Annotated in this window: 14 protein-coding genes; 8 read left to right on the top strand and 6 right to left on the bottom strand. The window is 69.3% G+C overall.

Going from position 1 to position 17,346, the window contains the following annotated elements; genetic code table 11:
- Positions 1 to 9: 9 nt before the first annotated feature.
- Positions 10 to 768: a DNA/RNA nuclease SfsA gene (gene sfsA / locus AC27L4_RS19280; protein ID WP_487144492.1), complete on the top strand. Its 759-nt coding sequence runs from the start codon at positions 10 to 12 to the stop codon at positions 766 to 768.
- Here the strand turns inward: sfsA and AC27L4_RS19275 are convergent.
- The gene (locus tag AC27L4_RS19275) at positions 742 to 1,572 is read right to left on the bottom strand and encodes an FkbM family methyltransferase (RefSeq protein ID WP_487143983.1); all 831 of its coding nucleotides are present in this window, start codon (positions 1,570 to 1,572) and stop codon (positions 742 to 744) included. The two genes, sfsA and AC27L4_RS19275, sit on opposite strands and share 27 nt — an antisense overlap.
- A gap of 163 nt (positions 1,573 to 1,735) precedes the next feature.
- Between AC27L4_RS19275 and map the strand changes: the two genes are divergently transcribed.
- On the top strand, positions 1,736 to 2,566 hold the full coding sequence (gene map / locus AC27L4_RS19270; RefSeq protein WP_487143981.1) for a type I methionyl aminopeptidase: 831 nt from the start codon (positions 1,736 to 1,738) through the stop codon (positions 2,564 to 2,566).
- Positions 2,566 to 3,309 carry a RadC family protein gene (radC, locus tag AC27L4_RS19265; RefSeq protein ID WP_487143980.1) on the top strand — a complete coding sequence of 248 codons (744 nt, stop codon included), beginning with the start codon at positions 2,566 to 2,568 and terminating at the stop codon, positions 3,307 to 3,309. Before map ends, radC begins: the two co-directional genes overlap by 1 nt.
- Before the next feature lie 13 nt (positions 3,310 to 3,322).
- Here radC and AC27L4_RS19260 read toward each other — a convergent pair whose 3' ends face one another.
- Genes AC27L4_RS19260 through dsbD form a run of 3 tightly spaced genes read right to left on the bottom strand, consistent with a single transcriptional unit; the run spans position 3,323 to position 6,478 of the window.
- Positions 3,323 to 4,024 carry a L,D-transpeptidase gene (locus AC27L4_RS19260; RefSeq protein ID WP_487143978.1) on the bottom strand — a complete coding sequence of 234 codons (702 nt, stop codon included), beginning with the start codon at positions 4,022 to 4,024 and terminating at the stop codon, positions 3,323 to 3,325.
- Between the two features lie 11 nt (positions 4,025 to 4,035).
- A complete protein-coding gene (locus AC27L4_RS19255; RefSeq protein WP_487143977.1) occupies positions 4,036 to 4,668 on the bottom strand; it encodes a DsbA family protein in 633 nt (210 codons plus the stop codon).
- A gap of 25 nt (positions 4,669 to 4,693) precedes the next feature.
- Positions 4,694 to 6,478 (bottom strand): protein-disulfide reductase DsbD, encoded by a 1,785-nt coding sequence (gene dsbD, locus AC27L4_RS19250; protein WP_487143976.1) that lies wholly within the window; start codon positions 6,476 to 6,478, stop codon positions 4,694 to 4,696.
- Between the two features lie 115 nt (positions 6,479 to 6,593).
- On the opposite strand from dsbD, the gene AC27L4_RS19245 reads away from it, so the two are divergent.
- On the top strand, positions 6,594 to 7,256 hold the full coding sequence (locus tag AC27L4_RS19245; protein WP_487143975.1) for a response regulator: 663 nt from the start codon (positions 6,594 to 6,596) through the stop codon (positions 7,254 to 7,256).
- Positions 7,253 to 8,584 (top strand): ATP-binding protein, encoded by a 1,332-nt coding sequence (locus AC27L4_RS19240; RefSeq protein ID WP_487143974.1) that lies wholly within the window; start codon positions 7,253 to 7,255, stop codon positions 8,582 to 8,584. The genes AC27L4_RS19245 and AC27L4_RS19240 overlap by 4 nt, the downstream gene beginning before the upstream one ends.
- A gap of 63 nt (positions 8,585 to 8,647) precedes the next feature.
- Here the strand turns inward: AC27L4_RS19240 and AC27L4_RS19235 are convergent, their stop codons facing one another.
- On the bottom strand, positions 8,648 to 9,277 hold the full coding sequence (locus tag AC27L4_RS19235) for a TetR/AcrR family transcriptional regulator (RefSeq protein WP_487143973.1): 630 nt from the start codon (positions 9,275 to 9,277) through the stop codon (positions 8,648 to 8,650).
- A gap of 364 nt (positions 9,278 to 9,641) precedes the next feature.
- On the opposite strand from AC27L4_RS19235, the gene AC27L4_RS19230 reads away from it, so the two are divergent.
- From AC27L4_RS19230 to AC27L4_RS19220, 3 genes are all read left to right on the top strand, one after another.
- On the top strand, positions 9,642 to 12,815 hold the full coding sequence (locus tag AC27L4_RS19230; RefSeq protein WP_487144491.1) for an efflux RND transporter permease subunit: 3,174 nt from the start codon (positions 9,642 to 9,644) through the stop codon (positions 12,813 to 12,815).
- 11 nt (positions 12,816 to 12,826) lie between these two features.
- On the top strand, positions 12,827 to 14,041 hold the full coding sequence (locus tag AC27L4_RS19225; RefSeq protein ID WP_487143972.1) for an efflux RND transporter periplasmic adaptor subunit: 1,215 nt from the start codon (positions 12,827 to 12,829) through the stop codon (positions 14,039 to 14,041).
- Positions 14,042 to 14,165: 124 nt separating this feature from the next.
- A complete protein-coding gene (locus tag AC27L4_RS19220; RefSeq protein ID WP_487143971.1) occupies positions 14,166 to 15,368 on the top strand; it encodes a multidrug effflux MFS transporter in 1,203 nt (400 codons plus the stop codon).
- A 7-nt stretch (positions 15,369 to 15,375) separates the two neighbouring features.
- Here AC27L4_RS19220 and AC27L4_RS19215 read toward each other — a convergent pair whose 3' ends face one another.
- A complete protein-coding gene (locus AC27L4_RS19215) occupies positions 15,376 to 17,250 on the bottom strand; it encodes an ATP-binding cassette domain-containing protein (RefSeq protein ID WP_487143970.1) in 1,875 nt (624 codons plus the stop codon).
- Positions 17,251 to 17,346 lie beyond the last annotated feature (96 nt).

Below are 17,346 nucleotides of genomic sequence, written 5' to 3'. Positions count from 1 at the left end.
CCCGGCATGATGCGCCTGCCTCCCCTCGTGCCCGGTAGACTCGTCCAGCGCTACAAGCGCTTTCTCGCCGATGTCCTGCTCGACAGCGGCGAGGCCGTCACCGCCCATTGCGCCAATCCTGGCTCGATGATCGGCCTCGCCGCACCGGGATCGCGCGTCTGGCTGTCGAAATCGGCCTCGACGACACGCAAGCTCCCCTACTCCTGGGAAGTGGTCGAGGCCCGCTTCGAGCATGGCCTCGAGCTGGTCGGCATCAACACAGCCCATCCCAACGCCCTGGCCGAGGAGGCGGTCCTCGCCGGTGCGATCGCCGAGCTGCAGGGCTATGCCCGGCTTCGCCGCGAGGTGAAGTATGGCCGCAACTCGCGCATCGACATCCTGCTGGAGGATGCCGGGCGCCCGCCCTGTTTCGTCGAGGTGAAGAACGTGCACCTGATGCGCCGCTCCGGCCTCGCCGAATTCCCCGATTCGGTGACGGCGCGCGGCGCCAAGCACCTGGAGGAGCTCGGCGACCGGGTGGAGGCCGGCGAGCGGGCTGTGATGCTCTACCTCGTGCAGATGCAGGCAGAACGCTTCGCCCTCGCCGCCGATATCGACCCGGCCTATGCCGCCGCCTTCGCCCGGGCGATGAGGCGAGGGGTGGAGGCCTATGCCTATCGCTGCCGCGTGGCGTTGGAGGAGGTCGTCGTCGACAGTCGCATCCCGGTGGAGGCCGTGGAGCGGCCGACCGCGGCCCTCGGATCAGGGGCGCTCGAACGCGATGTTTAGGCGCGTCTTCCCCACCCGCCGGTAGCCGTGCTCCGCCAGCATGGAGAAGACGTCGCTCTGCCAGCGTTCTGCCGTGTTCCCCAGCAGCATCAGCTTGGGCCACAGGCTCTCGGGCGCCTGGCGCAGGAACGGGTCGAGGACGAGATCCTCGGCGCCCTCCACATCGAGCTTGAGGGCGTCGATCCGCGGCAGGCGTTCCTCTCGCACGAGCGTCAGCAGCGTCTTGGACGGCACCTTCACGGCACGGCTCGGGCCGCCGGAGATGAACTTCACGTTGGACTGCCCGCGATTCTCGCCGTGGAGGAACAGGGTGAGTTCGCCGTCGGCGTCGGCCAGGGCGCAGGCGATGGCCTTGACCGTGCCGTGCGGGTTCTGGGCGATATTGTAGACCAGCCGCTCGAAGATCTCGGGATGCGGCTCCACTGCCAGAATGCGCGCATCGGGGCCGGCCGCCGCGGCGATCGACAGGGAGTAGCCGCCGACATTGGCACCGGCGTCGATGAAGACGAAGCCGTCGCGGATGCGTGCCTTGATCAGCTCGCGTTCGGTCTCGTCGAAGAACTGCGGCGTGAACAGGATGCGCTTTTCACAGATGTTGCCGAAAGGATAGAGGCGCAGATTCGCGCCCAACGCCTCGACATCGACCGGCCCGTCGAGGCGCCGCAGCGCCAGGTGCTGCAGCAGGAAGGCAACCCTCTTGCCGAGCCAGGTCTCGCGCTGGCGGCGGGTGATACCAAGCAGCCGCTCCAGCCGCGCCGACGGGCGGCGCGTGCCGAAGGCATTGGTGTCGAGGGTATCGCGCATCAAATCCAGGATCTCGTTGCACAAACGGGCACGCAAGGATCGCACCGCCCGCCGTGCAGGCCATGGGCAGCCCGGCCGCTCGGGCAGCCGCAAAAAATCTCTTCCATGGCCGCGCGCTGCAATGGCATAGAAGACGATCCGATTTCAACTGTCCCGGCCCCTGATGACTTTCGTCGACGCCACCGTCTCCCCGCAGCGTAAGAACGGTCAGATCAAGCTGCACGGCCCGGCCGCGTTCGAGGGGATGCGGCGTGCCGGACGGCTGGCAGCCGAGGCGCTCGATCTTATGATCGATGCGGTGAAGCCCGGCGTCACCACCGACGCGCTTGATCGCATGGCCTATGAGTTCGGCATGGACCATGGCGCCTATCCCGCCTCGCTGCTCTATCGCGGCTATCCCAAGTCGATCTGCACCTCGATCAACCATGTCGTCTGCCACGGCATCCCCAACGACAAGCCGCTGCGCGAGGGTGACATCATCAATATCGACATCACCCTGGTGCTCGACGGCTGGCACGGCGACTCCAGCCGGATGTACTGCGTCGGCGAGGTGCCGCGGCGGGCCGAGCGCCTGATCGAGGTCACCTACGAGTCGATGATGCGCGGCATCGAAGCGATCAAGCCCGGCGCCACCACCGGCGACATCGGCTATGCCATCCAGACCTATGCCGAAGGCGAGCGCTGCTCGGTGGTGCGCGATTTCTGCGGCCACGGTCTCGGCCAGCTCTATCATGACGAGCCGAACATCCTGCACTACGGCCGGCGGGGCGAAGGCGTCGAACTCAAGGCCGGCATGATCTTCACGGTCGAGCCGATGATCAATCTCGGCCGCCCGCATGTAAAAATCCTCTCCGACGGCTGGACGGCGGTGACGCGCGACCGGTCGCTGTCGGCGCAGTTCGAGCATTCGGTCGGCGTCACCGAGACCGGCGTCGAGATCTTCACCCTGTCGCCGAAGGGACTGCATCAGCCGCCCTATCGTCCGGCCGCGTGATGCGCCGGGGCGGCGGGCCGTCTTCGGGACTGGAGGAGGCTCCTGCCCTCGCCGGCGGAGCCGACGAGACGAAGGCCCATTATCACGGCCATCGCGACAGGCTGCGCCAGCGCTTCATCGCCGGCGGCGCCGACGGATTGCCGGACTACGAGCTGCTCGAGCTCGTCCTGTTCCGCTCCATTCCCCGCCGTGACGTCAAGGGCATCGCCAAGGCGCTGATCGCCCGCTTCGGTTCCTTCGCCGAGGTGCTCGGCGCGCGGCCGGAACGGCTGGTGGAGGTGGAGGGCATCGGCGAGAGCGCCGCCATCGACCTCAAGATCATCGAGGCTGCGGCGCGGCGGCTGGCCAAGGGCGCTGTCGTGGCCCGGCCGCTGCTGTCGTCGGGAGCCGCGGTGATCGACTATTGCCGGACATCGATGGCCTTTTCTGAAAAGGAGCTGTTCCGCATCCTGTTCCTCGACAAACGCAACGCCCTGATCGCCGACGAGGTGCAGCAGACCGGCACGGTCGACCACACGCCGGTCTATCCGCGCGAGGTGGTGAAGCGGGCGCTCGAACTCTCGGCGACGGCGCTGATCCTGGTCCACAACCATCCGTCGGGCGACCCGACGCCGTCCAGCGCCGACGTCGCCATGACCCGCGACATCGCCGCCATCGTCAAGCCGCTCGGGATCGCCCTGCACGATCACATCATCGTCGGCCGCAACGGCCATGCCAGCCTGCGCGGGCTCGGGCTGATCTGACGGCCGGCCCGGCTCACACGCCGGGGCTCCCGCCGGCCGGCCGGACTACGACCTTTGCTCCGTTCGGCACGCGGCCATAGAGGTCGATGATGTCCTGGTTGACCATGCGGATGCAGCCAGAGGACATGGCCTGCCCGATCGACCAGGGCTCGTTGGTGCCGTGGATGCGATAGAGCGTGTCCTTGCCGCCCTCGAACAGGTAGAGGGCGCGGGCGCCGAGTGGATTCCTGTCGCCGCCTTCCATGCCGCCCGCCCATTTCTCGTATTTCTCCGGCTCGCGGGCGATCATCGCCGAGGTCGGCGTCCAGCGCGGCCATTGACGCTTGTAGGCGACATCCGCCGTGCCGGACCAGGCCATGCCTTCCCGGCCGACGCCCACGCCGTATCGCAGCGCCTTGCCTCCTTCCTGCACCAGATAGAGGAAGCGATTGCCGGGATCGACGACGATGGTGCCCGGCGCCTCTCCGGTCGGGTCGTCAACGAGCTGGCGCGCATATTGCGGCTTGAGCTGCCTGGCGGACACGGCCGGCACCGGGAAGGGCTCGTCGGTGATGGCGGCATAGCGCGGCGCGGCCGCGCCGGGGTCGGGCGGCAGCGCCGAGACCGCCGGCCGATCGACGGCGCCCGGCGTCGCGACACAGGCCGCGAGCGCCAGCGGCAGGGCAAGGACGGCGAGCAGGCGTCCCGCGGACGGACGGAGCGGACGAAGGATCATGGGGCAGCCTGTCACTTTTCCACCACCTGCCGGCGGCGCGCCTCGACCAACGCCTCCTTGAAGCCGGCATAGTCGAGCGTCGAGGTGCGGAACGGGCCGATGAGATAGGTCGGCGTGCCCGTCAGGCCGAGGGAATTCGCCTGGTCGAGATTGCGCCTGAGCAGGGCGGCGATCCCGGCGGACCTGGCCTGGAGGTCGCCCTGCAGACGCGGCATGTCGACGCCCGACGCCTTGACGGTCGCCAGCATCGCCTCCTTCGAGGCCTTCCCGCCGGGGATAGTCATCAGCGCCTGATGCACCCGCTCATACCGGCCCTGGTACCCGGCGGCGAGGGCGAGCTGCGCGCCGTAGACGGACGCTTCGCTCAGGATCGGCCAGTCCTTGTAGACGAGGCGGACCTTGCCGTCCTCCCGGACGATGCGATCGAGATCCGGCGCCGATCTCTTGCAATAGGGGCAGTTGTAGTCGAGGAAGGCGACGATGCTGACGTCCCCGTTCGGATTGCCCGATGTCGGTGCGTTCTTGTCGAAGAGGATGCCCTGCACGTCGACGTCCCCGGCAAAGGCCGGGCGGGCCTGCCCTCCGAGGAAGGCCGACGCCGCGACGGCGCCGCCGGCCAGGGCCAGAAGGTCTCTGCGTTTCATGCAATTCTCCATGGTGGACGTCTGGTCAGGCGCCGGCCGGCGGCAGCCGCCGCGACAGGTCCGCTGCCGTCAAGGGGCCGACGAGGCGCGAGCCGAGAATTTCCCGTCCGTCGGCACCGAGAAGGAACAGGGTGGGTGGGCCGGCGACGGCGAAGTGCGCCATCAGCGCCCGGGCGGCTTCGTCCTGCGCCGTGACGTCGGCGACGATCAGCGCCGCTTCGCCCAGGTGGCGGCGGAGCGCCGGCCCGGCCATCACCCGCTCGTTGGACTTGCAGACTGCGCACCAGTCGGCGGTGAAGGACACGAGGATCGGACGGCCGCGCATCGCCGGACCGTCGACCGCGCGCTCGAGGGCGGCGAGCGAGACGACGCGCGTCGCAGGCGCGACCGCGGTCCCGTCCGGCGGCGGCCCGAGAAAGGCCAGCGGCCGGGCCGGGTCCTCGCCGCCGCCGGCCGCGCCGACGATCAGCACGGCACCGTAGAGGGCGACGGCAAGCCCGGCAGCCTTGCCGAGCCGCCCCTGCCAACGGCTGGCGCTGCCGAGCCGGTCGAACCCGCCGAGGAACACGCCGGCTGCGAGAGCGAGGAGCCCCCACAGGGCGAGCGCCGCCGGAGGCGACAGCAGGCGGGCGAGAAGCATCGCGGCGATGCCGAGAAAGACGACGCCGAAGAGCTTCCTGGCAGCGAGGAGCCAGGGCCCCGACTTCGGCAGGATGCGTGCGCCGAAGGTGCCGACTGCGATCAGCGGCAGGCCCATGCCGAGGCCGAGGGCGAAGAGCGCTGCCGCCCCTCGCCCGGCCTCGCCGGTCTGGGCCGCGTAGAGCATGGCTGCGGCGAGCGGCGGCGTGACGCAAGGGCTGACGACCAACGCCGAGCCGAAACCGAGCACCGCGGCGCCGGCCATTGAGCCACCACGGCGAAAGTCATCCGAAAACCGGGCTGCGAGCAGGGCCGGGAGAGCGAGCTCGTAAAGACCGAACATCGCCAGTGCGAGCGCCGCGAAGACGGCTGCGGCCAATCCGAGCGCCCAGGTCGTCTGCAGCAGCGCCTGCAGGTTCGCGCCGAACCAGCCGGCGGCGAGGCCGACCAGGCCATAGGCGGCAGCCATCGCGAGCACATAGGACAGGGACAGCACGAAGCCCCGCCCGGCCGGCAGCCGAGCGCCGGCCCCGCCCAGCATGGCCGCGAGGATCGGAATCATCGGAAACACGCAAGGCGTCAGGGACAGCAGCAGGCCGAAGCCGAGGAATGCGGCGAGCATCGGCAGCGGGCTGCCGGCGATGAGAGCGCTGATGCCCGGCGCGCCTCCCTCCTCGGTCGCTGGCGGATCGGTCGGTGCAGCCGTCGGATCGCCCTGCTCCGCGCCGCCAAGACCAGGACGCGAAGTGCCGACAGCCAGTGTCGCCAGATCGATGGTCTTCGCGATCGGGGGGTAACAGATGCCCTGCTCGGCACAGCCCTGGTACGTCACCTCCAGGCGCCCGCCCGCCGGGGCCGCCGCAAGTTTCGCCTCGACATCGCCGTGATAGACCTCGACGAGCCCGAGGTTCGGATCATCCTTGCGCTCCCCGGCCGGTGTCTCCAGAGTCAGGTTGCGGCCGCCGAACCTTGCCGCCAGGCTGTCACGGTAGAGATAGTTGCCCGGTGCGACACGCCAGCGCAGGGTCATCCCGCCCTGCCCATCGCGGCTCGCGGCGAAGGAGAACACGCGATCGGCCGTGGGCGGCACCTGCGCCGCGGCTGCCGACACGACGCACAGGGCGCAGAGGACGATGGAGAGGAAGACGTTGATCCTGGTGAAGCTGAGCATTCCGCCTGCCGGCCCGGTTGATTTCTCGACCGGCGCGGAGATTGGCTTGCCACCTTAAGCCAGCCTTAAGGTGGTCCGAGAACGTGCGATCACCGGAGCGAACGGGAAGACGGGCATGCGCATACTTGTCGTGGAGGACGATCCCGTCCTGGCAAACGGGTTGAAGGTCGGCCTCGGGCTGACGGGATCGACGATCGACAGCGTCGAGTGCTGCGCTGATGCGCGGGCCGCGCTCGCGGCGGCCGTCTTCGACGCCGTCGTGCTGGATCTCATGCTGCCCGACGGCTCCGGCCTCGGCGTGCTGGCCGAGATGCGCAGCCGCGGCGACGCGACGCCGGTGCTCCTGCTCACCGCCCTCGACGAGACACCCGACCGGATCCGGGGCCTCGACGCCGGTGCTGACGACTATCTCGGCAAGCCCTTCGATCTCGACGAACTGGCGGCCCGGCTGCGCGCCATCGCCCGGCGCCGGGACGGCCGCGCCGAGCCGTTCCTGAGGGCCGCGGGCATCACGCTCGATCCGGCCGCCTTGAGCGCCACCGTCGCCGGAGCGGCGGTGGCCTTGTCGCGGCGGGAGTTCGCCGTGCTCGCCGCGCTGATGGAACGGCCGGGCGTCATCCGCTCGCGGATCGAGCTGGAGGACAGGTTGTACGGATGGCAGGAAGAGGTGGAGAGCAACGCGGTCGAGGTCCACGTCCACAATCTGCGCGGCAAGGTCGGCCGCGAGGCGATCGAGACCGTCAGGGGCCTGGGCTATCGCATCCGGGTGTCGTCGTGACCTCGCTGCGCCGCCGGCTCTTCGCCCTGCTCCTCGTCGCGACCGGCGCCATCTGGCTGTGCGCCGTCGCCTGGATCTATGTCGGCAGCCGCAGCGAGCTGGAGCACGTGCTCGACACGCGCCTGCAGGAGGCGGCCAGGATGGTGCAGTCGCTGGTCGCCGGCAACAACATGACGGCCGCCGCCGCCGTCCCGGCATCCGAGGAGGCCGGCTACACCCGCCATCTTTCCTGCCAGATCTGGTCGCTCGACGGCCGGCTGGTCGCCCATTCCAGCGGCGCCCCGCATGGCAACCTGGCTCCGGACGACGGGTATGCGTCGAACCGGCAAGGCTTCGCGGACCGCGCCATCAACGGCGAGACCTGGCGCGTCTACACCATCGTCGACGTCGCCAAGGGCGTGAGGATCGCCGTGGGCGATCGGATCGGGCTGCGCGACCGGCTGGTGCGCGATCTGCTGGCGGGCCTCGTCGGGCCGGCGCTGCTCATCGTGCCCCTGCTCGGCATCCTGATCTGGCTGAGCCTCGGCCGCGGCCTCGCGCCGCTGAATGCCGTGGCTGGGGAGATCGCGACGCGCGATGGCGAGGACATGCGCCCGATTTCCGGCGAGGACGCGCCCTCCGAAGTCCGTCCGCTCATCGCCGCGCTCAACGGCCTGTTCGGGAAGGTCGAGGCGGCGCGGCGGCATGAGCGGGAGATCACCGCCTTTGCCGCACATGAGCTGCGCACGCCGATCGCCGGCCTGAAGACGCAGGCGCAGGTGGCCCTGGCGGCGAACGAAGCCTCCGTCCGCGACGGAGCGCTGCGCCAGATCATCGTCTCGGTCGATCGCACGGGCCGGCTCCTGCGCCAGCTGCTCGCCCTGGCGAAGCTCGAGGCCATGCCCCAATCGAGGGCCGGCGAGGCGGTCAGCGCCGGCGCCATCCTGCGGGAGGTGGTGTCGGCCTGCCCGATCCCCGAGGGACTGACCGTCGACGTCGACCCCGGGCTCGACCGGCTCGTCGTGACGGGAGAACATGACAGCCTGCATCTCGTGTTGAGAAACCTGCACGAAAACGCGATCGCCTACACGCCGGCGCCGGGGCGTATCGCCTGGACGGCGCTGCAGCCGGGCTGCGGCCTCGCCGTGGAGGACGACGGCCCCGGCATCGCGCCGGATGAGCTGGGCCTGGTGACGAAGCGCTTCTATCGCGGCCGCGGCAAGACCGTGGCCGGCACGGGCCTGGGGCTGACGATCGCGGAAATGGCCGCCCGCCGGCTCGGGGCCCGCCTCACCATCGACAACCGCCCCGACCGCAGCGGCCTGCGATGCACCCTGGCTTGGGTGTGACCGTCGCCGTGGTTTCCCGGTCGGTCATCGAGTTCGAAACGGCAGGATATGGCCGCCGGACCTTCAGGCGTCGACGCGTCCGCCGAAGGAAGCGACGATCTCCTCGGCCATGCGCTTGAAGCGCGAGCTCGGGCCCTCGACGCCGACGCTCTGGCGGCTGATCCGGGCGCCTTCGAGCAGGAGCACCAGCATGTCCGCGGCCAGCTCCGGCCGGGTGAGCTTCGCCGCTTCGCAGAGCCTGACGAGCCGGTCGCGGTGCAGGCGCTTGCCGGCCTCGATGACACGCCGGGCGGGATGGTCGTCCTCGGCCAGCTCGACGGCCGCATTGGCGATCTCGCAGCCGCGATCGTCCGATCCGACATGCTCGGCGCAGACCTCGACCCAGGACCGGAGCTGAGCCGCCGGGTCGCCGGGATGGTTGGCCTCCAGGCGGTCCCATTTGGCGAAGGACTCGTCGATCGCCTTCTGGATGCACTCGACGATCAGGTCGTCCTTCGAGCCGAAATGCCGGTAGAGCGTCATCTTGTTGGTGTCGGCCGCCTCGGCGATGGCGTCGACGCCGATGCCGCGGATGCCGTGGCGATGGAACAGGTCGCGGGCCGTGACGACGATCCGGTCCCGTGGGCGCAATCCGATGAGACCGCTCTTGTCGGAACAAACCGTGTCTTCGCGCGGCAGGATCTTGCTCACCATGGCTTGACTCGAATGTTACCGGGGAGTAACAGTCAGCATTGTTACTATCCGGTAACACCGCGACATAGGCCTGTCAAGCGATTGCCCCTCGGGGCGAAGCCGGAACGGGCCGGACGTCCCGGCCGGGCCGAGTGCCCGCGCGGCGGGCGGTGCGCGGCCAGCCGGCGCTTCCCGCGAGAGGATACATGACTTCGGATGAAGGGCGCCTCGTCGTCGCCTTCCGATCCCAGCGCCCGGTCGCGGGCGTGAGGCGGGATCGGATTATCACGTCCTCGTCCGCCGCGGCAATGCCGGCCGAACCGGCTGTGCGCCTCGGCGGCGCATGGCGGGCCGGGCACGCCAGCCTTCGAAAGGCATCTTGATCATGGTCGGTTTCTTCATCCAGCGTCCGATCTTCGCCTCCGCGATCGCCATCATCATGGTGCTCGCCGGGGGGATCGCCTATTTCCTGCTGCCGGTCGCGCAGTTCCCCAATATCACGCCGCCCCAGATCCAGGTCAGCGCCAGCTATCCCGGCGCCAGTTCCCGGGTCGTGGCCGACACGGTGACCACGCCGCTCGAGCAGCAGATCAACGGCGTGCCGGGCATGATCTACATGTCCTCGGCCAGCTCGAACGACGGCTCCTCCAACATTACCGTCACCTTCGACGTCGGCTATCCCCTGAACATCGCGGCGATGGACGTGCAGAACCGCGTGGCGCAGGCGGCCTCGTCCCTGCCGGCGATCGTCAACCAGGCCGGCGTGTCGGTGACCAAGGCCAATCCGAACTTCGTGCTGATCGTCGACCTGACCTCGCCGGACGGTTCGATCGATCCGGTCGCGCTCAGCAACTACGCCTATCTGCAGATCGTCGATCCGCTGAAGCGCCTCCCGGGCGTCGGCGACGTCAGGATCTTCGGCGAGCGGCGCTATTCCATGCGCATCTGGCTCGATCCGGACAGGCTCGCCAATCTGGGCATCACCGCCGTCGATGTCCAAAATGCCGTCGCCGAGCAGAACATCCAGGTCGCCGCCGGCAAGATCGGCCAGAACCCGGCGCCGGCCGGCACCGCCTTCGAAATGCAGGTCAACGCCACCGGCCGCCTGAGCGACCCGGAGGAGTTCGGCAACATCGTGGTCCGGGCCGATCCGGCCAGCGGCTCGGTGGTGCGCCTGCGCGACGTCGCCCGTATCGAGCTCGGCTCCCTGCAATATTCGTCGTCGGCCTATCACGGCGAGAAGCCGATGGTGGTGCTCGGCGTCTTCCAGGCGCCCGGCTCCAACTCGCTCAAGCTGAAGGAAGCCGTCGAAGGCAAGATGAAGGAGCTTTCGACACGCTTTCCCAAGGGCATCGAATATTCGATGAAGTACGACACGACGCGCTTCGTGTCGGCAGCGATGGAAGACGTCGTCAAGACGCTGATCGAAGCGCTCATCCTCGTGGTGCTCGTCGTCTACATCTTCCTGCAGAACTGGCGCACCGTGCTCATCCCCGTCATCGCCATTCCGGTGTCGCTGATCGCGACCATGGTGGTGATGCTGGCTCTGGGCTTCTCGCTCAACATGCTCTCCCTGCTCGGCATGGTGCTGGCCATCGGCCTGGTGGTCGACGACGCCATCGTGGTGGTGGAGAACGTCGAGCGCCAGCTCGAAGCCGGCCACCCGCCGCTGGAGGCGGCCAGGATCGCCATGAGGGAGGTCACCGGCCCGATCATCGCCACCACGGCGGTGCTGATGGCGGTGTTCGTCCCCGTCGCCTTCATTCCCGGCGTCGCCGGCCAGCTCTACAACCAGTTCGCCCTGACGGTGGCGATCTCGGTGGGCATCTCCGCCTTCAATTCGCTGACCCTGAGCCCGGCGCTGTCGGCCGCCTTCCTGCGTCACAGGCCGCCGTCGCGCTTCTTCCTCTTTCGCTGGTTCAATGCCGGCTTCGAAAAGCTGTCGCACGGCTACGCCTCGTCGGTGCGCTGGTTCATCCGGCTGCGCTGGCTGATGATCGGCCTGTTCGCGATGGTGCTCGGTGCGACCTACTGGATTTCGGCGCGGGTCCCGTCCACCTTCCTGCCCTCCGAGGACCAGGGCTACTTCTTCGTGGTGATCCAGCTGCCGGACGGCGCTTCGCTCGAACGCACCGACGCCGTCGCCAGGCAGGTACGCCAGATCCTGCGCGACACGCCCGGCATCGAGGATATCATGTCGATCAGCGGCCTGAACTTCCTGACCAATGCCCAGCAGTCGAGCGCCGCGGTCGAGTTCGCCGTCCTCAAGCCCTGGGCCGAACGCGGGCCCGGGCTGAGCGCCAACGACATCGTCAACGCGGTGCGCCCGAAGCTGTTCGGCATATCGGACGGCTTCGTCCTCGCCTTCGAGCCGCCCTCCATCCAGGGGCTCGGCTCCACCGGCGGCTTCGCGTTCCAGGTCGAGGACCCCAATGGCCGCGGCCCCTTCGCCGTGAACGAGGCGACGCAGGCCCTGCTCGCCGAGGCGCGCAAGCAGCCCGAGCTCAACCCGCAAACCCTGTTCACCGCCTTCTCCACGTCGACGCCGCAGTTCGACTACGACCTCGACCGGAACAAGGCCAAGCTGCTCGGCCTCAACCTGCCGGACATCTTCAACACCCTGCAGATCTATCTCGGCTCGCTCTATGTGAACGACTTCAACCAGTTCGGGCGCACCTTCCGCGTCACGCTGCAGGCCGACAAGGATGCGCGCGCTAACCCCGGCGACATCACGCGCCTCTACGTCCGCAACTCCGCCGGCCACATGGTGCCGCTGTCGACGCTGGGCACGCTCAAGCCGATCATCGGGCCGGAGACCGTGACCCACTACAACAATTACGGCGCCGCCCTGATCAACGGCGCCGCCGCACCGGGCTATTCATCGGGCCAGGCCATCGAGGCGATGCAGAGGGCGGCGGCCACGGCCCTGCCGAACGGTTTCACCTATGAATGGACCGGCATCACCTTCCAGGAGCTGAAGGCGGGCTCGATCGCGGCGGCCGTGTTCGCCCTCGCCATCGTGTTCGTCTTCCTGATCCTGGCGGCCCAGTACGAAAGCTGGTCCATGCCCTTCATGGTCCTGCTTGCGGTGCCGCTGGGCCTGTTCGGCGCGCTGCTCGCCATCTGGCTGCGCAGCATGCAGCTCGACGTCTATTCGCAGATCGGCTTCGTCATGCTGATCGGCCTGGCGGCCAAGAACGCCATCCTGATCGTCGAGTTCGCCAAGCACCTGCGCGAGCAGGGCCACGGCATCGTCGAGTCGGCGATGGAGGCGGGGCGCCTGCGCCTGCGTCCCATCCTGATGACGGCCTTTGCCTTCATCCTGGGCGTGGTGCCGCTGGTGAAGGCGACGGGGGCGGGCGCCGCCAGCCGTCAATCGCTGGGCACCGCCGTGTTCGGCGGCATGCTGGTCGCCACCGTGCTGACGCTGGTCTTCGTGCCGGTCTTCTACGCCATGATCGAAAGATGGCGGGAACGCGGGCAGAGCCACACTGAAACCACCGCCGCGTCCCATGGCGCCGAGCCGCATGCGCAGCCGGCCCAGATCGCCGCGGAATGAGGGAGCCCTCCATGCGCTTTTGGAAAGCCACCACCTCGGCCGTTCTCGTGATCGCGGCGGCTGCGGCCGTCCTCCATGCCCGCGGCGAGCTCGCCCCCCTGACCGACAGGCTCGCACCGCTCGCCGACAAGGCGGCGAGCCTGGCTTCGGAGCTGCTGAGCAAGCCGGCGGACGCCGCCGCGCCGCCGCCCGCCATGCCGGCGATGCCGGTGCCGGTCACGGCCGTCATCAGCAAGACCGTGCCGATCTATCTCGACTACACGGCGCGGACGGAATCGATCCGCAGCATCGTGCTGCAGGCCAAGGTGTCGGGCTACCTGCTCGACCAGGCCGCGGCCGACGGCGCCGACGTCAAGCAGGGCGACCTGCTCTACCGGATCGACCCGCGCGACTACCAGGCGGCGCTCGACCAGGTGAAGGCGCAGCTGCAGCGCGACATCGCCTCGCTCGACTACAACAAGGCCAGCCTCAACCGCGGCAACGAGTTGTCCCGCACCGGCTTCCTGTCCAAGGACAGCTTCGACCAGCGCTCCAGCGCCGTGCAGCAGGGCGAGGCCACGGTGGTCGCCGACAAGGCGGCGATCAAGGCGGCCGAGCTCAACCTGGCCTATACGGAAATCCGGGCGCCCTTCGCCGGCCGCTTGGGTCGCAACCAGGCGCCCGCCGGCACGCTGGTGACCCCCGGCGGCACGGCCCTGAACACGCTGGTGCAGATCAGCCCGATCTACGTCACCTTCACGCCGAGCGAGACCGACCTCACCCGGATTCGCCAGGCCCAGGCCACCGGCGCCGTGGCCACCGAGGTGACGGTGCCGGAGACGAAGACCCCGCCGCGCCGCGGCGAGCTCACCTTCGTCGACAACACGGTCGACCACGCCACCGGCACCATCGTCGCCCGCGCCACCATCGCCAACGCGGATCTGTCGCTGCTGCCCGGCCAGTATGTGAACATCCGCCTGCTGATCGGCGAGCAGCCCGACACGCTGCTGGTGCCGCAGGTCGCGGTCGGCTCGAGCCAGTTCGGCAAGTATGTCTACGTCATCGACGAGGGCAACAAGGTCGGCATGCGGCTGGTGGAGCTCGGCTCGGCGCAGGGCGATCTCGTCGCCGTGGCGAAGGGCCTGAAGGCCGGCGATCAGGTCATCACCGGCAACCTGCAGAAGATCGGCCCCGGCATGCCGGTGGCGCCGATACCGGCCAAGCCGGCGGCGGCTCCGACGGCGTGACGGTGGGGCGGCGATCGCCGCCCCGTTCCAATCGCAGACGCTTCGCCGAGCCCGGCCCGCGCCGGGCCCGGCCACCGCAGCGCGGCTGCGGCCCTTCCCTCATCCCTGCCCAAGTGAGAACAGCATGCCTGGCTTCGCCCGCAACGCCGTGGTCCTCGGCCTGCTCGCCGCGGTCGGCCCCTTCGCCATCGACATGTACCTGCCGGCCCTGCCGGCTCTCGCATTCGACCTGAACACCAGCACGGCCGCAGCGCAAATGACGCTGATGTCCTTCATCGCCGGCTTCGGCCTCACCCAGATCATCTACGGGCCGGTCTCCGATGCGGTCGGGCGCAAGCCGCCCCTCTATTTCGGCCTCACCCTGTTCATCCTGGCCGGCATCGGCTGCGGCTTCACCGGATCGATCGACTGGCTGATCGCCCTGCGCTTCGTCCAGGGCATCGGTGCCGCCTCGGTGATGGTTATCCCGCGGGCGGTCATCCGCGACCTGCACACCGGCCTCGCGGCAACCCGGCTGATGTCGCTGGTCATGCTGGTGATCAGCGTGTCGCCGATCCTGGCGCCGCTGGCCGGCAGCGGCCTGATCGTGCTGTTCAGCTGGCGCGCGGTTTTCGTCGCGGTCACGCTCGCCGCCCTCCTCGGCCTGGCGCTGACGGCCTATATCCTGCCCGAGACCCGGCCGCCGGCCGAGCGCATCGCCTGCGATCCCCGCACCATCCTGTCGAGCTACGCCCTGCTGCTGCGCGACCGCCACTTCATGGGCGTCACCTTCGTGGGGGCGCTCGCCATGTCGAGCTTCTTCGCCTATCTGGCGAGCTCGTCCTTCGTCTACATCGATCATTTCGGCCTGACGCCGACGCTGTTCAGCCTGGCCTTCGCCGTCAACGCGGTCGGCTTCATCGGTGCGTCCCAGTTCGCCGCCACGCTCGGCGAGCGCTTCGGCATGGGCCGCGTCATCGTCGGCGCCGTGTTCGGCTCGGCGGTCGTGGCGCTGCTCCACCTGGCGTTGGCGTTGAGCGGCGTCGACAGCCTGCCCGTGCTGATCGTCATGCTGTTCCTCACCTTCGCCTTCCAGGGCCTGGTGATCCCGACCAGCATGGTGCTGTCGCTGGAGCGCCACGGCCCGATCGCCGGCATGGCCTCGGCACTCGGCGGAACCCTGCAGATGGCGACCGGCGCGGTGATGATCGGCATCGCCGGCCTGCTCTTCAACGGCACGGCCCTGCCGATGGTGGCGATCATCGCCCTGTCGGCGACGGCCGCGCTGGTGCTGGCCTGGCTGACGCTGACCCGCAAGGAGCTGGCCGTCCCCGCCGAGAGCCCGTGACCGGCCTTCACCCCGCCGCCGCCCCGCTCGCCATCAGCCCCCAGAGCTGCTCGGCGGTCAGGTGCCGAACCGAGCCGTCATAGACGACGCGGCCGAGGCTGAGGACGACGATGCGGTCGGCCAGCGCCCGCACCGTCGACAGGTCGTGCGTCACCAGGATCACGCCGGTGCCTCCGGCGGCGATCGAGCGGACCAGGGCCACGACCTGCGCCGTCTGGCGGACGCCAAGCGCGGCGGTCGGCTCATCCAGGCAGATGAGCCGGACATGCGCGGCCAAAGCGCGGGCGATGGCGATCGACTGGCGCTGGCCACCGGACAGGGCTCGCACCAGCACGTTCTCGTCGCGGAGCGCCACGCCGAGGGCAGCCAGGCGTGCCCGGCACTGCTCCGCCGCCGTGCGGTCGTCGCGCACCGGGATGAAGCCCAGCCAGCGCCGCGTCGGCTCCCGGCCGAGCATCATGTTGTGGGTGACGCTGAGGTTCGAGCACAGGGCCAGGTCCTGATAGACCGTCTCCAGGCCGGCGGCGCGCGCGTCCTTCGGGCTGCGGAAGCGGACCGGCCGGCCCTGCAGGGTCATGGCGCCGGCATCGGGACGGATCGCGCCTGAGATGATCTTGACCAGGGTGCTCTTGCCGGCGCCGTTGTCGCCGAGCAGGCAGACGATCTCGCCGCGGCCGACACTGAACGAGGCCTCCTCCAGGGCCGTCAGCGCGCCGAAGGACTTCCGGGCCCCATCGACCGTGAACGCCGGTTCGCGCGCCGCATCGGTATCGGTCCCGTGCCGCTCCGCCTCGGCACGGGACGCAGAGTCCTGGCTCGCGGCAGGCCGGGCGGCCGCGCCGGACTGCCCCTGCCCCGCCCTGGCGCGCCTGGCCCTGAGGCCGATCGCGGCCTGGTCGGCGGTGAGGGCGACGAGGAGCATGGTGCCGACGGCGATGGATTGCCACCAGGACTGCAGGCCGGCGAAGATCAGTCCGGCATTGAGGATGCCGATGGTCGCAACGCCGATGGCGATGCCGAGCGGGCGGCCGGCGCCGCCGGAAAAGGCGACGCCGCCGAGGATGGCGGCAGTCAGCACGTCGAGCTCGAAGCGCACGCCGATGGTCGGCGTGACGCTGCCGAGCCGGCCGGCGATCAGCACCGCCACCAGGCCGATCAGGAGGCCGTTGGCGGCGTAGAGGCCGACCACCATGCGCCCCACCGGAACGCCGCAGAGCTCGGCGGCACGCGGGTCGCCGCCGATGGCGTAGATGCGCAGGCCCGTGACGGTCCGTGTCAGGACGAAGGAGCCGGCGATGAAGATCAGGACGGCGATGACGACGGTGTACTGGACGCCGAGGATCTTGCCGCGGCCGAGCTCGAGCAGGCCGGGCGGAAAGCCGTAGACCGCGGTGCTGGAGACGACGAAGGCAAGGCCGCCATAGAGGGCGAGCATGGCCAGGGTGACGATCAGCGGCGAGATGCTGAGCCGGCGCACCAGCACGCCGTTGAGGACGCCGAGCGCCAGGCCGAGCGACAGCCCGACGGCGATGGCGGCGAGCGGCTCCTGCGTCACCGCCGCCACCTTGGCGACGACCATGCCGATCAACGCCACCATGCTGCCGATCGACAGGTCGACATAGCCGGCGATCAGGAGGGCCGAGGTGCCGAGGACGGCGATCAGGATCGAGGTCGAGTTGACGCCGATGACGACGAAGTTCTCCAGCCGGAAGAAGGCGGGGTTCATCGCCGAGAACACCGCGACCAGGGCGACGGCGACCATCGCCAGCCCGATGCGGCCGGAGGCCTCGCCCGGCGCCCGGGTGCCTGGCAGGAAGGAGAAGGCCCGGCCGGACCGGGGCGCCTTTGCCGAAGGATTCATCTCGAGGCCGTCCATGGTCATGCGCCAATCAGTGCCTGAGGCGCGACGCGAACCACTTCCTTCCCCCTTGCGGGGAAGGAAGACGCAGGCGTCGCGATGAGGCCGGAACCGTGGCGT

The organism is Labrys sp. Lb11 (assembly GCF_057554225.1).
Note: the sequence above shows the minus strand (reverse complement) of the source record. Positions and strands in the feature narration are given on the sequence as shown.

Bases quoted from the DNA above. Each gene is read 5' to 3' on its own strand.
- radC (WP_487143980.1), top strand. From the start codon at position 2,566: ATGCGCCGGGGCGGCGGGCCGTCTTCGGGACTGGAGGAGGCTCCTGCC.
- AC27L4_RS19215 (WP_487143970.1), bottom strand. From the start codon at position 17,250: ATGACCATGGACGGCCTCGAGATGAATCCTTCGGCAAAGGCGCCCCGG.
- sfsA (WP_487144492.1), top strand. From the start codon at position 10: ATGCGCCTGCCTCCCCTCGTGCCCGGTAGACTCGTCCAGCGCTACAAG.
- dsbD (WP_487143976.1), bottom strand. From the start codon at position 6,478: ATGCTCAGCTTCACCAGGATCAACGTCTTCCTCTCCATCGTCCTCTGC.
- AC27L4_RS19230 (WP_487144491.1), top strand. From the start codon at position 9,642: ATGGTCGGTTTCTTCATCCAGCGTCCGATCTTCGCCTCCGCGATCGCC.
- AC27L4_RS19275 (WP_487143983.1), bottom strand. From the start codon at position 1,572: ATGCGCGATACCCTCGACACCAATGCCTTCGGCACGCGCCGCCCGTCG.
- map (WP_487143981.1), top strand. From the start codon at position 1,736: ATGACTTTCGTCGACGCCACCGTCTCCCCGCAGCGTAAGAACGGTCAG.
- AC27L4_RS19260 (WP_487143978.1), bottom strand. From the start codon at position 4,024: ATGATCCTTCGTCCGCTCCGTCCGTCCGCGGGACGCCTGCTCGCCGTC.
- AC27L4_RS19245 (WP_487143975.1), top strand. From the start codon at position 6,594: ATGCGCATACTTGTCGTGGAGGACGATCCCGTCCTGGCAAACGGGTTG.
- AC27L4_RS19220 (WP_487143971.1), top strand. From the start codon at position 14,166: ATGCCTGGCTTCGCCCGCAACGCCGTGGTCCTCGGCCTGCTCGCCGCG.
- AC27L4_RS19255 (WP_487143977.1), bottom strand. From the start codon at position 4,668: ATGAAACGCAGAGACCTTCTGGCCCTGGCCGGCGGCGCCGTCGCGGCG.
- AC27L4_RS19235 (WP_487143973.1), bottom strand. From the start codon at position 9,277: ATGGTGAGCAAGATCCTGCCGCGCGAAGACACGGTTTGTTCCGACAAG.
- AC27L4_RS19225 (WP_487143972.1), top strand. From the start codon at position 12,827: ATGCGCTTTTGGAAAGCCACCACCTCGGCCGTTCTCGTGATCGCGGCG.